The sequence below is a fragment of the Pseudomonas sp. genome (genome assembly GCF_040514055.1).
In the GTDB taxonomy this organism is placed as follows: domain Bacteria; phylum Pseudomonadota; class Gammaproteobacteria; order Pseudomonadales; family Pseudomonadaceae; genus Aquipseudomonas.
This window is the reverse complement of sequence record NZ_JBEVDL010000001.1, coordinates 23,029-41,956: the sequence shown is the minus strand read 5'-3', so window position 1 is coordinate 41,956 and position 18,928 is coordinate 23,029. Positions and strand designations below refer to the sequence as shown.

Below are 18,928 nucleotides of genomic sequence, written 5' to 3'. Positions count from 1 at the left end.
ATGTCCACTGAACACCTCAGCACCGAGCCCTCTCAGGCCTGCGCCCCGACCACCGATTTTTGCTTGCGCCTGGCCCGTGCCCATGCCGTGCTGATCCGCCGGCTGGACAGTGCGCTCGGCAGTTACCACGGCATCAGCTTTTCCGATTATCAGGTGTTGTACTACCTCAGCCGCGCTCCGGCCGCACGCTTGCGGCGGGTCGACCTGGCCGAGCGCCTGGGCCTGACCGCGTCTGGTGTCACCCGTACCCTGCTGCCGCTGGAGAAAATTGGCTTGATCAGCCGCGAGCCCGACCCGCGCGATGCCCGGGTGGGTTACGCGGTCGTCACCCCGACCGGCCAGGAGCTGATGCGCAACGCCCGCTCGATCATCGACCAGATCAGCCACGAACAACTGAAGAACGTGCCCGCGGCGGAGCTGGCGGGCATGGCAGCGGTGCTTGGCCAACTGGCAGGCATCGATCCGTCCAACAGCTAAGCAAACGCGGATGTCGGGCGGATTCCAGACCGCCCTGCCTGGATACCCGCCTGCGCGGGCATGACGGACTGAAGGAGTGCGGTGTGCCTGCGGAATTGCCAAAAAACCTCACGTAGGGCGGTCTCGGCGCACCGTTCAGCGCCAGCCCGCCGCTGGCGCTTGCGCCAAATCAACCAGCCCCCGATCAACTTACCGCGCCGCGTAACCCACGCGGATCGCCGTGCCTGGATACCCGGCTGCGCGGTATAGCGCCGGGAATAGCATCGCAACCCCGCTAAAGCCCGCGGGTCGCGCCCGCCCTACCCGAGCGCCATCGAACCACGCGAATCGCCTTTCGTAGGATGGGTTGGCGGCGCATGCGCTGAATCAACCAGCCCCCGATCAACTTACCGCGCCGCGTAACCCACCCGGATCGCGTTTAGCTCCAGGCCGCCGCGCCCGCGAACACCCCGGGCGGGTCACGCGCCGCCGTCGGCCAGCGGCAACTCCAGGGCCCCCAGGGTCTGCAGCAGCGTCGCGCCGGCGAACATCATCAGGATCTGCGCCTGCGCCTGAGCGCAGATCAGCATGCGTTGGGTCGGCCGCTCGATATAGTCCAGCGACTGCTGGAACAGTTGCCGACTGAGCAGCACCGACACCTGTCGAACGGCCTCGGGCGCGAGGCTGGGCAGCAACCGCAATTGCGCGATGTCGCTCGCCATGTCCTCGGCGAAATCCTCCATGACCCGGCGCAACGCCTCGCGCAGCACAGGCGAAGCCCCATGCAGCTCACGCATGCCGACGATAAAGACCTGGGGATGGGTGCCCACGAAATCGAAGAACAGTTGCACCGTCTCCCGGCAGACCTGGCGGCCGCGCTCCAGGTCGATGCCCAGCAACTGGCCCTGCACCGCGCCCGCAGCCGCCTGATCGGCACGTCGCGCCGCCTGATGACGCAGGTCGCGCAAGGGTTGCCGGAGCAAGGTCGCCATGTCGTCGATGATAGCCAGGCCCAAGTCGTCCAAGGTGCGAAAGTGCCGGTAGAAGGTATTGGGATTCAGCCCCGCCTCCCGCGCCAGTTCGCGTAAACCCAGGCTGCTGAGGCTGCGGGTCTGCGCGGTCAGACGCAACGCCGCGGCCATCAGCAGGCGTTTACCAGGGGCCTCGTTGGGGTTGTTCAACACCGATGCAGGCTCGGTCATCGCGGGTTCCATCCGACCTTCTCCTCTGTGTCCCGTCTAAAAGTTGGCTTGCCGGAGGCCATCTTGCCGGGAAGTATACAACCGCCTACCTTAAGTAGACACTTGTATACGCCAGCAGTCACCCCCGCATAATCACAAGAGCAAGAGGAGTTGGCCATGAATGCACCCTTGTCCCCTGCCGATAGGGTCCGGCACTGCAAGATCGCCATAGTCGGCAGCGGCTTTTCCGGCCTGGGCATGGCCATTCGCTTGCAGCAGGCCGGCGAAACGGATTTTTTAATATTCGAAAAGCAGGCTGGCGTCGGCGGCACCTGGCGCGTCAACGACTATCCCGGTTGCGGCTGCGACGTGCAATCGCACCTGTATTCGTTTTCCTTCGAACCCAATCCGAACTGGACGCGGATGTTCGCCCGTCAACCGGAGATTCGCGGTTACCTGGAACACTGCTGGCACACATATGCCTTGCAGGACCGAACCCTGTTGCAGACCGACATCGTGCGCCTGCAATGGGACGAGGCGCAGCAGCGCTGGCACCTCGAGGATCGGGCCGGCCAGCATTACAGCGCGCAGTTCGTGGTGTCCGGCATGGGCGCCCTGTCCACCGCCTCGATCCCCGCGCTGGAAGGCCTGGCCAACTTCCAGGGCATGCAGTTCCACTCCCAGCAGTGGCGTCACGACTATGACCTGCGCGGCAAGCGGGTGGCCGTGATCGGCACCGGCGCCTCGGCGATCCAATTCATTCCGCAGATTCAGCCCTTGGTGCAACAGCTGACGGTATTCCAGCGCACCGCGCCCTGGATCATGCCCAAACCCGATCGCGCCATCAGCGAGCACGAACGGGAGCGCTTCAAACGTTTGCCGCTGCTGCAGAAAGCCTGGCGCGGGCTGCTGTACACGGTGCTGGAAAGCCGGGTGATCGGCTTTACCTGGGCGCCGAAGATCATGAAACTGGCGCAGTGGATCGGCACCCGTTTTATCGCCAAGCAGATCCAGGACCCGCAGCTAAGAGCCAAGGTCACCCCGGACTACACCATGGGGTGCAAGCGCGTATTGATCTCCAACGACTATTTCCCGGCGCTCTGCCAGCCCAATGTCGAGCTGACCACCAGCGCCATCGCCGAGATCCGCGCCCACAGCATCCTTACCCGCGACGGCGTGGAACATCCGGTGGACGCGATCATCTTCGGTACGGGTTTCACGCCCAGCGATCCGCTGCCCCGCGGCACCCTTTTTGGCCGCGACGGTGTCGACCTGCTGGACACCTGGCCCGAGGGTCCGCACGCCTACAAGGGCACTTTGACCAGCGGCTTTCCCAACCTGTTTTTCCTGATGGGGCCCAACACCGGGCTGGGTCACAACTCCATGGTCTATATGATCGAGTCGCAGATCCACTATGTGCTCGGTGCGCTGCGCTGGTTGCAGGAGCGGCACCTGCAGAGCCTGGAGGTCAAGCGCCCGGTGCAGGATCGCTTCAATGCCAAGCTGCAGCAGGGACTGGGCCGGACGGTATGGAATGCCGGCGGTTGCATGAGCTGGTACCTGCACCCGGTCAGCGGCCGCAACTGCACGGTCTGGCCCGGATTCACCTGGCGCTTTCGTCGGCTGACCCGGCATTTCGACGCCGCGGCCTACCACTACTGCCATGCCAACGCGGCGCACCCGACCCGTACCACGCCAGCCCTGCTTCCCCTTCCCACCGCTGAGGTAGCCCGATGAAATCCTTCGAAAATAAAGTAGCCGCCATCACCGGCGCCGGCTCCGGTATCGGACGGGCGCTGGCCTATGCCCTGGCGCGCCAGGGCTGCCACCTGGCCCTGGCGGACGTCAACCAAGACGGTCTGGCCGAGACCGCAACTCAGGCCCGTACCCTGGGGGTAAATGTCACAGAGCAACGCCTCGACGTCGCGGACCGCGAGGCAATGCAGACCTGGGCCGATCAGGTGGTGCATGACCACGGGCGCGTCAATCTGATCTTCAACAACGCCGGCGTGGCCCAGGGCGGTACCGTCGAAGGCAACGACTACGACGAGTACGAGTGGGTAATGTCGATCAATTTCTGGGGCGTGGTGCACGGCACCAAGGCGTTTTTACCGCATCTCAAGGCCAGCGGGCTCGGCCACGTGGTCAACGTATCCAGCGTGTTCGGGTTGTTCGCCCAGCCGGGGATGAGCGCCTACAACGCCAGCAAATTCGCCGTTCGCGGTTTTACCGAGTCCTTGCGCCAGGAGCTGGACCTGGCCAACGGCGGCGTCTCGGCCAGTTGCGTGCACCCCGGTGGGATCAAGACCAATATCGCCAACACCGCCCGGATGAACGCCAGCCTGCTGCAGATCACCGGACAGGATGCCGAGCAGGCCCGCCGGCAGTTTACCGACCAGTTCCTGCGCACCAGTCCCGAGCAGGCCGCACGGGTCATTCTGCGCGGGGTGCTGGCCAACCGTCGGCGCATCCTGATCGGCGCCGATGCGCGCCTGCTCGACGGCGTGCAACGCCTGCTGCCGGCCCTGTATCAACGGCTGGTCACAGCAGCCATGCGGCTGGGCGCCCGGCACGCCGCCAAACAGGTGCAAACGCCGGTCAGCGAGGCCTAGTGGCCTGTTTGCCTAGTTCGATTAGATAATTTCGCCGCCTGACGTCCTGATACGGCGTTGCTGCTCTTCGCCATAGCGGGCTATGACTCGTCGCAGCGCCTTGTCTCAGCCCCCCAGGCATCCGAACTTAAGTTAACCAACTCACCAAACAGGCCACGAGTCAGAAGCGCAGGCGCTGGACCGCCTGCGGCATTGGCGCCCAGTCGCCGAAGGCCGTGGGCGTGCGGGGGCTCAACACCTGCTCGAGCTTCTGCACTTCGTCGCGCACCCAGTTGAGCCCGTCGTGAGCCTGCTGTCCGGCGTCGACGTGGCCGCGCAGCATCTGGTCAGCCAGCGCCCGCACGGCCTGACCGTCGCCGCTGGCTGAGGTGGCGGCCTGCGCTCCGGCCCAGCGACCGGCGTTCTCCAGGTGTTGCAAGGACGCCGACAGGTAACGACCCGCCACGTCCGGCCTGTGCGCCGCCAGTGCGGTCGACGCCTTGGCATGCTGATCGGCGGCAATCGCATTTTCCGCGCGGGCGAACACCGCGTGCAGCGCCTGCGGCTCGTCCCCCCTCTCGGCAGGCCGCTGAATCAGGCGTTCGGCGCCCGCGTCCAACTCCACCGCAGCGGCCTGCAAGCCGCTGCGGTAGTGCTCACCGGCATTGCCTGCGGCCAGGCGCAAGTATGCGCCGACCCGGCGCAGGTCACCGGCGGCCGCCTGGAAATCGCGGTTCACCAGCCGCTCGTGGGTGCGTTGCATATAGGACGAGGGTTCCTCCATCAGCAGCACCCACATGGCGTCATCCTGAACCGCGACCAGCGCAGTCGCCGGCCTCGACAACGGCTCGCCCGGCACCGCCTCATAGGCCGCGGCCAGGGCGGGCAACAGGGCAATCAGCAGCAGGGACCCGAGCAGGTGGCCCACCCGGGGCGGCTGGATCGAAAAAGCAGGGTCTTTGGAAAAACCGGTGTGAAAGTTGCTATCCATGGCACTGTTACCTGTCCGGTTTGCAAGCTGCACCAAGGACTCAGCGCCTGGGCCCATGCGGCTCGCACATACACTCCCTGTACGAGCAATTGACAACCTTGCCTATACAGCCCCTGTCACGTGACCTTAGACGTAAAAGTGTGCGCGCTCTGTACGTTGGCGAACATATCGCGCCAATCATTGCTCCCTGTCGTACTCATATTGCACAGAAGCGTTGGGCCTTTAGTAGGCACTTGCTCTCATAACGAAATCACCATAGCAAAAGATGGCACTTTGTCAGCTTATTGCAGCGAACTTCTTGATGGGTTACGAGGCCCGCTTTGCTCTTACGGCCATGCAGAGGGTGGCAGCGACGGAGTGAAACACGGATCCATAATGGCTGCAAGCCGCATTCCAGAGCGATCCAGCGACTTGCGCAGGCCCGTTGGCGAACCGCCTGAGTCAACCGTCGGTGGCGCAAAAAATTCGATAACAACGGCGCTTCCTACCGGTCGTTAGCGCTTGCGCCTGTGTGCGTTAGCGTACATACAGCCTGTCGGTCGGTTGATTATTCTGAATGGAACAAGGCCTCTTTCGGAGATCATAAAAACGGTCGAATCTATGCCCACTACGCCGATTCCACAAGACAATCATCTACTTGCCGCCCTGCCACCCCCGGTGCTTGAACGTCTAACTCCTTATTTGGATCTGGTTTATCTGCCGTCGGGCAAAGTCCTCCACGAATCTGGCGAAAGCATGGGCCACGTGTATTTTCCCACCGATGCCATAGTGTCACTGATGTACGTCATGGAAAGCGGTGCCTCGGCGGAAATTGCCGTGGTCGGTCACGAGGGGGTCATCGGTGTCGCGCTGTTCATGGGCGGCGAGACCACCCCCAGCCGAGCCCTGGTACAGACTGCGGGGCACGCATTTCGCTTGCCCGGCCAACGCCTGAAACAGGAGTTCAACCGTCACGGCGATTGCCTGCAGATGTTGCTGCTCTATACCCAGTCGTTGTTGACGCAGATGGCGCAGAACGCGGTCTGCAACCGCTACCATTCAGTGGACCAGCAGCTCTGCCGCTGGCTGCTGCTGTCCCTTGACCGGCTCTCCAGCAATGAGCTGAACATGACCCAGGAGTCGATCGCCAGCATGCTCGGGGTACGGCGCGAAGGCGTGACCGAAGCGGCCGGCAAACTGCAGCGTCTGGGTGCCATCCAGTATGCCCGCGGGCGTATCGCCATTTTGGACCGGCCGTTGCTCGAACAGCTGAGCTGCGAGTGTTATGCGGTGGTCAAAAAGGAAACCGACCGCTTGCTGGCCAACGGGCCGAAACCGGCGCGTCAGGTACGCCGCCTCACCGATTAAGCCTCGCCTGCGTGGCAAGGAGCGACGACCGGTCGTCCGGTCCGCCATTGATTTCGTTTTTGTCGGGTCATCTGCTGGACACAGCGCCCTAGAGCGCACTTCAGGGAGACCCTTGGACATGGAAAGCGAACTCAAACTGCGCGTCGAACCGGACAATGTGGGCCGCCTGAAAGACCACCCGCTCTTGGCCCAATACTGCCGCCAGCCCCCGCAGCAGACGGACATGACGGCGACCTACTACGACACGCCGGACCTGCTGATCCGCCAGGCAAAGGCCCACCTGCGGGTGCGCCAGAGCCATCAGCGCTGGCGTCAGACCTTCAAGGCCGAGCTCAGTACCCTGGCGGGACTGCACCGGCGCGAGGAATGGGAGACCTTCGTGGACGGCCCTGAGCCCGACCTCGAGCAGTTACGGCAACAGATCGGCTGCCATGTCCACTGGCAGCCCTTGTTGCAGCACCTGGAACAACAGCTCGACCTGCAACCGCTGTTCAGCACCCAGGTCAGTCGTACGGTCTGGAACCTGCACCTGCCGACCGGCGAGGAAGTCGAGGCCGCTCTGGACGAGGGCAGCCTGACCTGCGGCGACCTGTCGCTACCGATCGGCGAGCTGGAGCTGGAGCTGCGCTCCGGGCAACCGGCCAGTTTGTTCCGACTGGCTCTCGAGCTGATAAAGGTGCTACCGCTGCGCCTGGACAACCGCAGCAAACCCGACCTGGGTTACGCCCTGCTGGCCCGCCAGACCCACCCGGCGGTCAAGGCGACAGCGCTTAGCTTGAGCGCCGATAGTCGGGTTGAACAGGCTTTCCGGGCGGTGATCAGCAATTGCCTGGCCCAGGTCCAGGCCAATGAGCCCGGGGTGGCCAAATCCCGCGCGCCCGACAGCCTGCACCAGATGCGGGTCGGGTTGCGGCGGCTGCGCAGCGCCTTGCGCCTGTTCGAGCGGGCCATCCCCTGCCCTGCCTCCCTGCAGACACAGTTGGAGGAGCTGACCGCCCAACTGGGGGTGGCACGGGATTGGGATGTGCTGCTGGGCTCGACCCTGCCCTGGGCCAGCACCCGGCGCGACGATCCCCGTGACCTCACGGCGCTGCGCCACGCCCTGGCCGAGCAGGCCACCCAGGCCCATCAGGCGGCCTCCCGCGCAGTAACGTCGCCCGCCTACAGTGAGTTGCTGCTGGCCTTCGGCGCCTGGCTCGAGGAGCGGCCCTGGCGCGACGCCCCCGACGGCGACCCGCGGCGGCTGGACAAGGCCCTGGACAGTTTCGCCGACAAGCGTCTGAAGCAGGCCCACGGGCGCTTGCTGCGACGCGCCCGAGGCCTGAAGCAGGCCGAGCCGCAGCGCCTGCACCGCTTGCGTATCGCGGCCAAGCGCCTGCGCTATGCCTGCGAATTCTTTCAGTCCCTGTACCCGAAGAGAAGGCTGTGTAACTACGTCGAGGCGCTGTCCGGCTTGCAGGATGAACTCGGTAAACTGAACGACGCCCACGTCGCCGAAGCCTTGCTGGACCGGCTGCTGCCCGAGCAACCGGCCTTGCAGCCGGACGTCGACTGGCTGAAGGAGCGACTCGTCGCACTGCAGGCCGACGAGATCAAACCGCTGCGCCAGCGCTGGAAGCAGTTCAAACGCATAAAGCGCCCCTGGAAACGCTAGGACGCCACTGCTGACGCCTGAAGTTTGGTCGGGCCGCCACCGCGCCGGGCCAGGCCTCAGGCCGGCTGGCCGCGGACCAGGCCCGCCGCAGCGGCTACGGGCGGGGCCTGCTGACGGTCCAGGCGCCCGCTCCAGGCCGTCAGGGCCCAGGCCAGCAGCACCACCAACGCACCGATCCAGGTGGTATGGATCAACCCCAGGTGCTCGACGATCTGGCCACCGCCCCAGGCACCGGCGGCGATGCCGAGGTTGAACGCGGCGATATTCAGCCCCGAGGCGACGTCCACCGCCTGGGGTGCCACGCGTTCGGCCTGCTGCACCACATAGACTTGCAGCCCCGGCACGTTGCCGAAGGCCACCGCGCCCCACAGCAGTACCGTGCCCACCGCCAGCCAGGGATGGCTGGCGGTGAAGGTCAACAACAGGAGCACGGCGGCCAGCAACAGGAAGATCAGCTTCAACGCCCTGACCGGACCCTGTTGATCCGCCAGCTTGCCGCCCCAGAGGTTGCCCACCGCCACCGAGATGCCATACACCAGCAGCACCCCGCTGACGCTGCCGGCGGCGAAGCCGGAGATGTCCTGCAGGATGGGCGCCAGGTAGGTGAAGGCGACGAAGGTGCCGCCGTAGCCCACCGCGGTCATCGCGTAGACCAGCAGCAGGCGGGGTTGCTTGAGCACCTGCAGCTGCTGCAGCAAGGCCGCCGGCGCGGCGTGGGCGATGGTCGCGGGCACAAACACCAGGCTGCCGACAAACGCCACCAGCCCAAGCCCGGAGACCGCCAGGAAGGTCTCGCGCCAACCGAAATGCTGGCCGATAAAGGTGCCCAGCGGCACCCCGGTGACCAGCGCCACGGTCAGGCCGGTGAACATGATGGCAATGGCGCTGGCGGCCTTTTCCCGGGGCACCAGGCTGGTGGCAATGGTCGAGCCGATGGAGAAAAACACCCCGTGGGCCAGGCCGGTGACGATCCGGGCGATCACCAGCGACTCGTAGCCGGGCGCTTGCCAGGCCAGCAAGTTGCCCAGGGTGAACAACAGCATCAGGGCCAACAGCAACAGCTTGCGCGGCATCCGCGCCGACAGCGCGGTCAGCACCGGCGCGCCGATCGCCACGCCCAAGGCGTAGAGGCTGACCAGCAAGCCGGCGGACGGCAGGTCGACGCCCAGATCCTGGGCGATGGTGGGCAACAGCCCGACTATGACGAACTCGGTGGTACCGATGGCAAAGGCGCTAAGGGTCAGCGCCAACAGGGCAAGGGGCATGGAACGCACTCCAGGAGGGTAAGCGCTGCAGTGTGCCCCGGCCATCCTTGAGGAAAAATACGGTTACCTGGCAAAGATAATTGACTAATATTCAACAATGAAAACGACCCTCGACGAACTGCTGGCCTTTGTCCGCGTGGTCGACGCCGGCTCCATCACCGCCGCCGCCGAACAGCTGGAGCAAACCGTCTCCGGCATCAGCCGGGCCCTCAGCCGGCTCGAGGAAAAACTCGAAACCACGTTGCTGCGCCGCACCACCCGACGCCTGGAGCTGACCGAGGAAGGCCGGCTGTTCCTCACCCAGGCCCGGCAGATTCTCGAAGCCGTGGAGCAGGCCGAGGAGCAGCTGGCGCTGCGTCGGCAGACACCGGCCGGCAAGCTGCGGGTCAACGCTGCCGCGCCCTTTATGCTGCATGTCATCGTGCCGCTGATCGCCGGGTTCCGGGCGCTTTATCCGCAGATCGAACTGGAGCTCAACAGCGACGACCAGTTGATCGACCTGCTGGAACAGCGCACCGATGTCGCCATTCGCATCGGCGCGCTGCGTGACTCGAGCCTGCATGCGCGGCCACTGGGCAGCAATCGCCTGCGGGTCCTGGCCAGCCCGGCCTACCTGAAGGCCCACGGCAAACCGAAAACCCCCGAGGACCTGCGGCAGCACAGCCTGCTGGGCTTTACCCAGCCCGACAGCCTCAACCACTGGCCGCTGCGCCACCCGCTCGGCGACCGCTGGCCGATCCGCCCGACGCTGTTGGCCTCCAGCGGCGAGACCCTGCGCCAGCTGGCCCTGGCAGGCGCCGGCATCGCCTGCCTGGCGGACTTTATGACCCAAGCCGATCGCCAGCGCGGCGACCTGGTGCAACTGCTGGTGCGTGACACCCTGGAAGTGCGGCAACCGATCCACGCCGTCTACTACCGCAACACCGCGCTGGCCGCGCGCATCAGCTGTTTTCTCGACTATGTCAGTCGCCAGCTGGCACTCTGAGGTGTTCGCGCGCGTGCCCACGGACAGTGAATACCACCGCATCCTGTTCCTCACCCTGGTCGTCGTGCAGGCTCAAGCGAAAACGTCCAGGTGCAGGGCTCCATTGCACGCTATGGCCGTTTGCGAGCCACTGACCATTGAGCTTCCACGAGGTGCCCAGGTTGGGAACATTGCTGGTGAAATGGATCGACTGACGGTCCGCCGGGATGTCGGGGTCGATGGCAAACAGGGTTTCATTCGCCGGATAGGCGATCCGCAGGCCATCGGCGAGGGCGTAACGGACCTCGCTCATCGACGTGCCCGGCAGGAACCATTCGCGACGATCGGGCTCATCGAGCCCTGAAAAGTGCACCTGTTGGGTCACCAGCCCCGCCGGGGGCGTGGGTGTTTGTACCTGCCACCGGTTGCCTTCCAGGTAGTCCATGATATCCGCCCAGATCGGTGCCGCTCCGCTGATACCGGATACGTCGCGCATCGGCGCGCCATCCAGGTTGCCGACCCATACCGCCACGGTGTAGCGCGCTGAGAAGCCGATGCACCAGTTGTCACGCATGTCCTTGCTGGTACCGGTTTTTACCGCGCTCCAGAAGGGCGTGGCCAGCGCATTCTCGAAGTCGAAGGTCAGGGCGCGGGCCCGGCGGTCCTGGAGGATATCGGCCACGATAAAACTGGCGCCCGGGTCCATCACCCCGATGGCAACGCCGGGTGGCACCGAGGGCAACAGGTGCGCGGGGCTCCACACCCCGCCCTGCGCCAGGCTGCGGTATGCATTGGCCAACATCCAGAGGCTGACGTCGCCATCACCCAGCGCCAGTGCATGCCCATAAAAGCCCGGTTCCTCGGTCAGGCTGTCAAAGCCCAACGCCCGTAACCGCGCCCAGAAATCCTCGACCCCGACCAACAACTGCACCCGCACCGCGGGGACGTTCAGCGAGCTGGCCAATGCCGTGCGGGCCGTGACCAGGCCCTTGAAATCCTTTTCATAATTTTGCGGGATATACAGCCCCTGGGGCGTCGGCAGGCGAATGGCGCTGTCGTCCAACAGCGATGCGGCGGTCAGCAGGCGCTTCTCGAACGCCAGTTGATAGAGAAAGGGCTTGAGCGTCGAGCCGGCCTGACGCAACGCCGTGATGGCATCGACCAGACGACCATCATCCTGGTTGCTGACATTGGCCACATAGGCCAGCACATCGCCGCTGGCGTTATCCAGCACCAACGCAGCGGCAGCGTTGACTTCACGGCCCTGCAACGCCGCTAGCTGTGCCCGCACCCGCGCCAAGGTATGGGCCTGCACATCAGCGTCCAGGGTGGTGGCAACCCGTCGCTGGGCACTGGACAAATGGCGATGCGCCAATCCCGCCAATTCGGGGGTTTCATCCAGAGGGATGCGCCGCCGTTGCAAACGGGTCGCTGCCAGGTACTCGAGGTGTTCGCAGCTGGCATTGGCGAAACCATGGGCGGCCAGCACACAAGCACGCCGGGCCACGCGTTCGACGCTGGCCGCTGGCGCGGCGAGCAGGGCCGCCAAAAGCAAGGCCTCGTCGTTGTCCAGGGTCAATGCCGGTTTGCCGTACAGCGCCGCACTGGCTGCCTCGGCACCGGTCAGGTCGCCGCGAAAGGGCACCAGGTTGAGATAGGCCTCGAGTATCTGCGCCTTCGACCAGCGCGCCTCCAGGCCTTTTGCGTAGCGCATCTGCCGCCACTTGCCGAGCAGGCTGCGGCCGCCGGTGCGCCAGCCCAGGTCGGGCTCGAGCAAACCGGCCAACTGCATGCTGAGAGTGCTGGCACCCCGCGATCGGTCACCCTGCAGCAGCTGCCAAGCCGCTTGCGCGGTGGCCGCCCAGTCGATGCCCGCGTGCTGCTGAAAGTCCCGGTCCTCGGCGAACTGCACGGCCTCGAGCAAGGCGGGCGACATGTTCTGCAAGGGCAGCCAGTCCAACCTGTTGGTGTCGAAATCGACGCGTCGACGCACCAGGGGACGGCCCTGTCGATCCAGCATGACCGCATAGGACGAGGCATTGCTGTCGCGCACGCGGGTGAACTCCGGAACCTCGACACTTGGCCAAAAGCCAAGCGCCAGCAGTACCGATGCCAGCAACGACAGCCCTAGGTAACCGATGCCCCTGCGCCGCATATCAGGGCTTCACCACAAAAGGCTCATTGGGTAGCAGGCCGAACATCTCCGGGGCATACATGGCTTCGACCCGGGTGGGTGGCAAGGAAAAGTTGCCCGCCTGATTCAACCGCAGCACATAGGCCGCGACCAGCCTTCCCTTGCCGACCCGCGCGTAGTAGCCGCGGTAGCTGTCCTGCAGGTATTCGGCGAAGTCCGGTTCACGCAGATAATCAAAATACCCCAGCTCGGAGATTTTATTTTGCAACAGGGCCGAGTCGCGACTCAGCCCACGGCCCAATAACGAAGCGCCGGCGGGAATCGGGTCATTGACCACCACCCAGCCCATGTCGGTCTGCGCATCGATTTCGACGAACACCAGGGCCACATCGCCCACCGACCACTGATCGTCTTGTTTCTGCTGCAGGGGAATCAGCCGTTTGCTGACCTGATAGCCGCTGGACCAGGGCTTCAGGATCGGGATGCGCGCCACGCTGAGCACGTTCACCCAAGGCTTGCCGCTGCCGTCCTGGCGGACGCTCAACGCGCTGTCCGTCGCCGGCCAATCCAGGCGATGGGGCTTGTCCTGCGCCGCCGGCCAGGGCAGCTCATGCTGCTGGGTAGCCAGACTCAGCCGGGTACTGCCGGTGATCGGCTGCTGTTCGAAGCGTTCGCTGAACTTGCGCATCGCCAGGGTCACCCAGGCATTGGCCAGGGTAGTGTCCCAGACGCCATTGTGACTGCGCAGGTTCAGCCCGTTGAGCAGCTTGGGCAGGTCGTCCTGCCAGCCCGGCAACGTCTGCGCAGCGAGAAACAGCTTTGCCGCGGCGGCGTCGGTGCTGCTGTAGAGCCACCACTGGTTACTTTCATTTTGACTCAGTTGCAACGCGGTACCCTGTTGGCTCAGGCGTGTGCGCAAGATGCCGCTGACCTGCTGCAGATGCTCCACCTGTTGCGGCAGCTGCGGCTGTAATTGCAGCAACGTCAGCCAATCGAGCAACATGGCGGTGGGCCAGAGCTGCGGCTGCAGGCTCAGGCTGTCCAGGCTGACCGGGTCAAAGCGCTGGTAGCGGGCCAGTACGCTCATGGCCTTGAGTTTGCGCGCCGAATCGTCCAGGGGTGAAAAATTCCACACCGGTGGCGCCAGCCGACCGCTGACGAACCCCGCCAACGCGCCCAGCATGCGGTCGCGGGTTGCGGCTGGCAGTTCCCGGCCGCTTTCATGGATGATTTCCAGCACATAGGCGGTCACCAGGGGATCGCCTCGCTGCAAGGTGCTGAACAGCTTGGCGAAGCCATCGTCGTCCAGGTAAGTGGGCAAGTAGTCGACAACCTTCTGCCAGGCCGCTGGGTCGTTCAGGGCGATGGCTCGCGAGGTCTGCTGCTCCAGGCAGTTGTAGGCATAGTCGCGGAAATAGCGCTGCACCGCGCCCAGGCTGTCACCCAGATGGGCGTTCAGGCGGATCTCCACCCCCCCGCCATCCAAAGCGTCGGTCGGTTTTTTCAGCGGCAGGACAAAGGGTTCGACACCGCTCAGTTGAGCCAGGGTGCCCTGGACCACCTGTTCGGGGACCAGCGACTCGACCCGCTGCTCGACCTTGATTTGGTCGCTGGCCAGTTCAGTTGTGGCCGACAGGGTCCAGGCGATGCGCTGCAAGCCCTTGGGCACCTCGATATCGAATCCCAGGATGCGCGACTCGCCGGCCTTGAGCACCACCCGTTGTTGCAAGGGGGCTATCGCCAATGCCGGTGCCTGGGCACTGAAGTCGACGGTCTGGGACTGCGCGCTGGCATTACGCAGGGTAAAGCCAGCCGTGAAGCGATCGCCGTCGCGAACCAGCGGCGGCAGGCCGCTGATCAGTTGCAGGTCCTGGTAGGTCTGGATGCTGTTCTGACCGGTGCCGAACCGCTCGGTCGACGAGGCGATGGCGACCAGGCGAAAGCCCGACAAGGAGTCGTTCAACGGCGCATTGAAAGTCGCGGTGCCCTGACTGTTCACTGTGGCGCGGGCCTTCCAATAGACCAGGGTGTCGAACAGCTCCCGGGTCGCCCCGCCTTTTCCGCCCCCGCCTCCCGAGGGCACGGCCTTGCGGCCAAAATGACGCTTGCCGACCACCTGCAATTGCGAGGTCGAAGTCCCCACTTCCAGAGTGCGCTCCACCATCATGCGGCTCAACAGGTCCCAGCTGTCGTTGGACGCCAGCTCCAGCAGCGCTTCGTCGACCAGGGCCAGGGTCACTTCGGTATCGACCGGCAATACCTCGCCTTTGGGCGCGCTGACCTTGACTCCTACCGCCGCGGTTTCGCGGATCCGGTAACGCGGTTTGTCGCTCTCGACCTTGACCCCCAGGCGAAAGGCATCCCAGCCAACCCGCACTTCGGTCAGGCCCATTTTAAAGGCCGGTTTACCCAGGTCGATGGTGGCGGTGGGGGCCACCGACGCATCCCGCCCACGCACCAACAGCGCGGATACGAACACATTGGGCGCATAGTCCCCCCGCGACGGCAGGACGATCACCGGTGAGCGGCTGGTCAACTGCTGCACCCGCGCCTCGATAATGCCTTCGCGTTCGACCGTGACCAGCGCCGTGGCCTGCTGGAACGGCATGCGCACCTGGAACTGCATCGGCTCACCGGGCGCGTAGTGTTTTTTCTCGGGAATCAGGTCGATGCGGTCGTTGTCTTGTTGAGCGAACATCCAGGGCTCGCTGCCGCTGATCCAGGTATCACTGGATGATGTGCCTGAACGCCCCTGACTGTCGGTCACCACCGCCCGCAAACGCAACTGCCCCGAGGCGGTGGTGGCAATATCACAATGCAGGCGCCCCTGGGCGTCGCTACGACCCTGGCACTGGGCGTCCAGGCCCTTGAGCTCGGAACGGGAGTTGTAGCTATAGAAACCCCCAGCGGTTTTTTCGCGGGTGCTGATGGTCTCGTTAAGGAAAAGATCGACCCGCACCGCGGCGTCCTTCACCACCTTGCCCTGGGTATCCAGGACTATGACGTCGACCCCTAGGCGGTCGCTGGTTTTGCCCCAGGCCTGCACCTTGAGCCCTGGCATGTAATCGGCCGGCCAGTACTGACTGCTGGCCGCCACGGTCTGAGTCTCGCCGCTGGGGTCAGCGAACTCCATCTCGATGCGCACATCCGCCGGATTCACCCGCGACGGAATCGAGATGGACTCTCGACCGCCGCCTTGCTCGTCGAGCGTGCTACTGGTTTCGTCCAGCAGCGCGCGGGACTCGAAGTCCGACATGGGCGGACAGAGGTCGTTACCCTCTTCATCGACACAGGTGCGGAACGAATAGTCCGCATAATCGGGGAAACTCAGAAACGCCTCGTCCACCACTCCGCGCAGCGTCACCGGCGCCTCGGGAAAAGCACCGCCATTGAGGTAAGCCAAGTTCATGTCCGCGTCCAGACTGGGCTGGTACGCCAAGGGACCGCCGGGCAATTGCAGGCGCGCCTTGAGCAAGGGCAGGCGGAATTGGGCGATCTTGAAATGGCCGCTGTACAATTCACTGCCAGGGGCCATCTGCAGGTAAAGGCTGTAATCCCCCAGTTTGGCCGCAGGCGGGATACGCCACTCCCCTTCGGCATTGCCGTGCCGGTCGAACGGGGTCGGCAGCTCGTAAGCGTCGCCGCTGCCCTGATGGCGGATGATCACCTTGACCGGCACCTGCTCCGGCGCCTTGAATCCCGTCGGCGTCGTACCACGCAGCACATGGCGCATATGCAGGGTTTCGCCGGGGCGCAGCAAACTGCGGTCGAGGACGCTATGGGCTCGCTGGCTACCGGTGCCAGGCGTCCCATACAAGGATGCAAGGTCATAGCGCCAGGGCGCGATACCTTCGTCCCAACTGGACAGCACAAATCCGCGGTCCAACCCTTTGCGGGCGCTGACCAGCATGCTGGCCCCCCCGCAGCTTTGCTGCGCTACCGAGCCCTGCACCCAACTCTGATCACTACGCTGAGTGGCGGGCAATTGCGCGTCCACTCTGGCCAGCCCCTGGGCGTCGGTGGTGCCGCTCCAGAGCAGCTCGCCTGCATTGCAGTCATGCACCGTGACCCTGGCATCGGCTATCGGAGTCCCTTGGTCCAACGACGTCACCCAAACCAGCGAATTGCTCGCGCCGCGCTTGAGATGCACTGCCAGGTCGGTGACCAGGCTCGTGCTGTGCACATACATCGGCCGCTCTTGCTGCAGCAGTGAGCGGCCCAGGTAGGTACTCTCCACTTCATGCACATAGAGCCCCGGGGTCGGCACCGGGATACCTATCACCTCGAACGCCTTGGCGCCAAGTACCCGCGGCAGGGGGCTGCGTTGCACACCAGGCTCGCCGGCGATCAGCGAAACGCTGCGCGGATCGACCGGCTTGGGCTTGTCTGACGCCGTCGGTTGGCGGCCAGTCGACTGATAGGAAAAATCCCAGGGCTGCTGTTCGAAGGCCTGGGCTTTTTTCAACCAGCCGATCAGGGCGGCCTCGTCGTCCGGCAGGCGCAGCGTCAACAACTGCGCCTTGACCGTTTCGCCCGGTATCGATGCCAGTTGCGCCACTGCAAAAGGCACCGCATTTGAAACCGCGTCCCACATCAGCAGATGGCCGAATGGCCCACCCAGGTCGATTACCGAGGGCAGACGGCCCAACCATTGGCGCAGGGCGGCGCCACGATGGGGTAAACGAAGCGCTCGCAGGCGCTCCTGTCGGCCTTCCCCTTGGGGCGGCTCAAGGTTACGCAGGGTCAAGGGGACGGCGCCCACACGGGCCTCGATAATGCCGAACAACGCGCTGAACTTGGCCAGCGGCGGCAGCTCACCGGTCTCTACCCTGAGGGGAAAACGACCGGCATTTTTCAGGGGGCGGGCGCTTTTGTACCCTTTTATCGCGTCTGGCAACCGCAGGGTGAATTGCTCGTTGGCCACAAAAGGCCCGTTAAATTGCACATAACGACCGGGGCCATAGCCGTCGCCGTAGCTGTTGGGCGCGGCTTGCTGGACACCGCTGGCCGATACCAACTGGACATTCTGAATAACCTCCTCGCTGACCTCTTCGCTGAACTCAAGGGTCATGCTGGTCAGAGGATTGCAGGGTTTGCGCGCCGATTCGCGGTAGCAGGAAAACCGCGCGGTGAACTCCGGTCGCACGCGGTAGCCCAGCAGGGTTTCCTCGGCGTTGGCGATGCCATCGGTCGAGGCGATGTCCCGTCCCCAGACCAGGGTCACCCGACTGTCGTTAGGAAAACTTCGTTGACAGGCCAGGATGGCCTTGCTGTACGGCGTGCGGCGGATCTCGCTCCAGCCGCTGGCATGCACCGAGCGCCACCAGGAACGGTAACCCTCCTTAAGCGTTGCCAGATAGCCGGCCTCTTCTTTTGCATCGAGCAGCCGCGCGGGGATGCGTTCGTTGACGCCCTGCACCAGGCAATAGGCGTTTGCCTGCACTGAGGCACGATCGATCACCCCGTCGAACTTGAGCATGAAGCGTTGACTCTCTTCGATGCCACTGTCGGCCGGCACTTGCCCCAGCGCGACCTCGCGGTTGCGCTTGATCAGCAACAACGTTGGATCCTTGGAGTAGCTGATGCCAGCAACCGGCCAGCTGTCGCTGATCTGCGGCCCGCCGGTGGTGAAACTGTAAGTCGCCTCTGTCCGCACCCGCCCGCCGCTCAGCGTCTGCAGGCCCGGTGCAACCAAGGCCTCGCAGCGGATACCCGACGGCAAGTCCTTATCGAAGTCGTAGACCCAGTTGCGGGTGTCCAACCAGCGGCCCTTGCCGGGGACCGAGCAAGCCAGGGTAAAGGGATCGCTTAGACGCGGGTCGCCAAAACGCACCATGTTTTCCGAAAACCGCACCTGAACTTGGCGCACCGTGCGCATCTCGCCCTGTGGGGTGAACAGTTCCAGCGCCGCCTCTCTTGGAGTCTCGGCCGCTGGGCTGGCAGGGGCCTCGGGCGCGGCAACCGACGCCTGGGCAGGCAGGCTCGCCAGCCCACAGATCCACAGCAGGGCAGCAGCCACACGGCAGCGGTAAAACGGCATGGAGAACGTCCTTTTTCGTGAAGGGATGCGCAGGGAGGTTTCGGACACTCGACATGAGAAGGAGCCCCGGAACCGGGTACTCCAGGCTTTTTCCGTCCGCGAAAAAAGCTCGCTATTAATTCCCTTTCACGAGGGTTCGGCAAGCCCTCGCGAATAAAAATTTGCACGCATTCCGGCACCGCAATAAGACGCCTTCAGCCGACCCACGTTAAGGCCTGTGGACATCACCATTGCGAGTCGCGTTGCCGCGAAAAATGGCCCCAGGCCAGCCGCGGGACACAGGTACCCAGCCTCCGTGGCGGTAC

General features: G+C 64.4%; 11 protein-coding genes. 6 read left to right on the top strand and 5 right to left on the bottom strand.

What is annotated here, in order from left to right:
* A complete protein-coding gene (locus ABWY06_RS00165) occupies nt 1-477 on the top strand; it encodes a MarR family winged helix-turn-helix transcriptional regulator (protein WP_353923528.1) in 477 nt (158 codons plus the stop codon).
* 458 nt (nt 478-935) lie between these two features.
* On the opposite strand, the gene ABWY06_RS00160 is transcribed toward ABWY06_RS00165, so the two are convergent.
* Nucleotides 936-1,658 (bottom strand): TetR family transcriptional regulator, encoded by a 723-nt coding sequence (locus tag ABWY06_RS00160; RefSeq protein ID WP_353923527.1) that lies wholly within the window; start codon nt 1,656-1,658, stop codon nt 936-938.
* 156 nt (nt 1,659-1,814) lie between these two features.
* Between ABWY06_RS00160 and ABWY06_RS00155 the strand changes: the two genes are divergently transcribed.
* Complete coding sequence (locus ABWY06_RS00155; protein WP_353923526.1) at nt 1,815-3,374, top strand: flavin-containing monooxygenase; 1,560 nt, start codon at nt 1,815-1,817, stop codon at nt 3,372-3,374.
* Nucleotides 3,371-4,249: an SDR family NAD(P)-dependent oxidoreductase gene (locus ABWY06_RS00150; protein WP_353923525.1), complete on the top strand. Its 879-nt coding sequence runs from the start codon at nt 3,371-3,373 to the stop codon at nt 4,247-4,249. Before ABWY06_RS00155 ends, ABWY06_RS00150 begins: the two co-directional genes overlap by 4 nt.
* 160 nt (nt 4,250-4,409) lie before the next feature.
* On the opposite strand, the gene ABWY06_RS00145 is transcribed toward ABWY06_RS00150, so the two are convergent.
* Nucleotides 4,410-5,219, bottom strand: coding sequence for a hypothetical protein (locus ABWY06_RS00145; protein ID WP_353923524.1), 810 nt, complete (start codon nt 5,217-5,219; stop codon nt 4,410-4,412).
* A gap of 600 nt (nt 5,220-5,819) precedes the next feature.
* On the opposite strand from ABWY06_RS00145, the gene ABWY06_RS00140 reads away from it, so the two are divergent.
* Complete coding sequence (locus tag ABWY06_RS00140; protein WP_353923523.1) at nt 5,820-6,566, top strand: Crp/Fnr family transcriptional regulator; 747 nt, start codon at nt 5,820-5,822, stop codon at nt 6,564-6,566.
* A 118-nt stretch (nt 6,567-6,684) separates the two neighbouring features.
* Complete coding sequence (locus ABWY06_RS00135; RefSeq protein WP_353923522.1) at nt 6,685-8,220, top strand: CYTH and CHAD domain-containing protein; 1,536 nt, start codon at nt 6,685-6,687, stop codon at nt 8,218-8,220.
* Between the two features lie 56 nt (nt 8,221-8,276).
* Here the strand turns inward: ABWY06_RS00135 and ABWY06_RS00130 are convergent, their stop codons facing one another.
* A complete protein-coding gene (locus tag ABWY06_RS00130) occupies nt 8,277-9,485 on the bottom strand; it encodes an MFS transporter (protein WP_353923521.1) in 1,209 nt (402 codons plus the stop codon).
* 97 nt (nt 9,486-9,582) lie between these two features.
* Here ABWY06_RS00130 and ABWY06_RS00125 point away from each other — a divergent pair, with 97 nt between their 5' ends.
* Nucleotides 9,583-10,470, top strand: a complete 888-nt coding sequence (locus tag ABWY06_RS00125; RefSeq protein WP_353923520.1) for a LysR substrate-binding domain-containing protein — start codon at nt 9,583-9,585, stop codon at nt 10,468-10,470.
* Here the strand turns inward: ABWY06_RS00125 and pbpC are convergent.
* A complete protein-coding gene (gene pbpC / locus ABWY06_RS00120; protein ID WP_353923519.1) occupies nt 10,448-12,604 on the bottom strand; it encodes a penicillin-binding protein 1C in 2,157 nt (718 codons plus the stop codon). The genes ABWY06_RS00125 and pbpC overlap by 23 nt on opposite strands.
* A 1-nt stretch (nt 12,605) precedes the next feature.
* A complete protein-coding gene (locus ABWY06_RS00115) occupies nt 12,606-18,623 on the bottom strand; it encodes an alpha-2-macroglobulin family protein (RefSeq protein ID WP_353923518.1) in 6,018 nt (2,005 codons plus the stop codon).
* Between the last annotated feature and the right edge of the window lie 305 nt (nt 18,624-18,928).

Bases quoted from the DNA above. Each gene is read 5' to 3' on its own strand.
- ABWY06_RS00165 (WP_353923528.1), top strand. From the start codon at position 1: ATGTCCACTGAACACCTCAGCACCGAGCCCTCTCAGGCCTGCGCCCCG.
- ABWY06_RS00160 (WP_353923527.1), bottom strand. From the start codon at position 1,658: ATGACCGAGCCTGCATCGGTGTTGAACAACCCCAACGAGGCCCCTGGT.
- ABWY06_RS00155 (WP_353923526.1), top strand. From the start codon at position 1,815: ATGAATGCACCCTTGTCCCCTGCCGATAGGGTCCGGCACTGCAAGATC.
- ABWY06_RS00150 (WP_353923525.1), top strand. From the start codon at position 3,371: ATGAAATCCTTCGAAAATAAAGTAGCCGCCATCACCGGCGCCGGCTCC.
- ABWY06_RS00145 (WP_353923524.1), bottom strand. From the start codon at position 5,219: ATGGATAGCAACTTTCACACCGGTTTTTCCAAAGACCCTGCTTTTTCG.
- ABWY06_RS00140 (WP_353923523.1), top strand. From the start codon at position 5,820: ATGCCCACTACGCCGATTCCACAAGACAATCATCTACTTGCCGCCCTG.
- ABWY06_RS00135 (WP_353923522.1), top strand. From the start codon at position 6,685: ATGGAAAGCGAACTCAAACTGCGCGTCGAACCGGACAATGTGGGCCGC.
- ABWY06_RS00130 (WP_353923521.1), bottom strand. From the start codon at position 9,485: ATGCCCCTTGCCCTGTTGGCGCTGACCCTTAGCGCCTTTGCCATCGGT.
- ABWY06_RS00125 (WP_353923520.1), top strand. From the start codon at position 9,583: ATGAAAACGACCCTCGACGAACTGCTGGCCTTTGTCCGCGTGGTCGAC.
- pbpC (WP_353923519.1), bottom strand. From the start codon at position 12,604: ATGCGGCGCAGGGGCATCGGTTACCTAGGGCTGTCGTTGCTGGCATCG.
- ABWY06_RS00115 (WP_353923518.1), bottom strand. From the start codon at position 18,623: ATGCCGTTTTACCGCTGCCGTGTGGCTGCTGCCCTGCTGTGGATCTGT.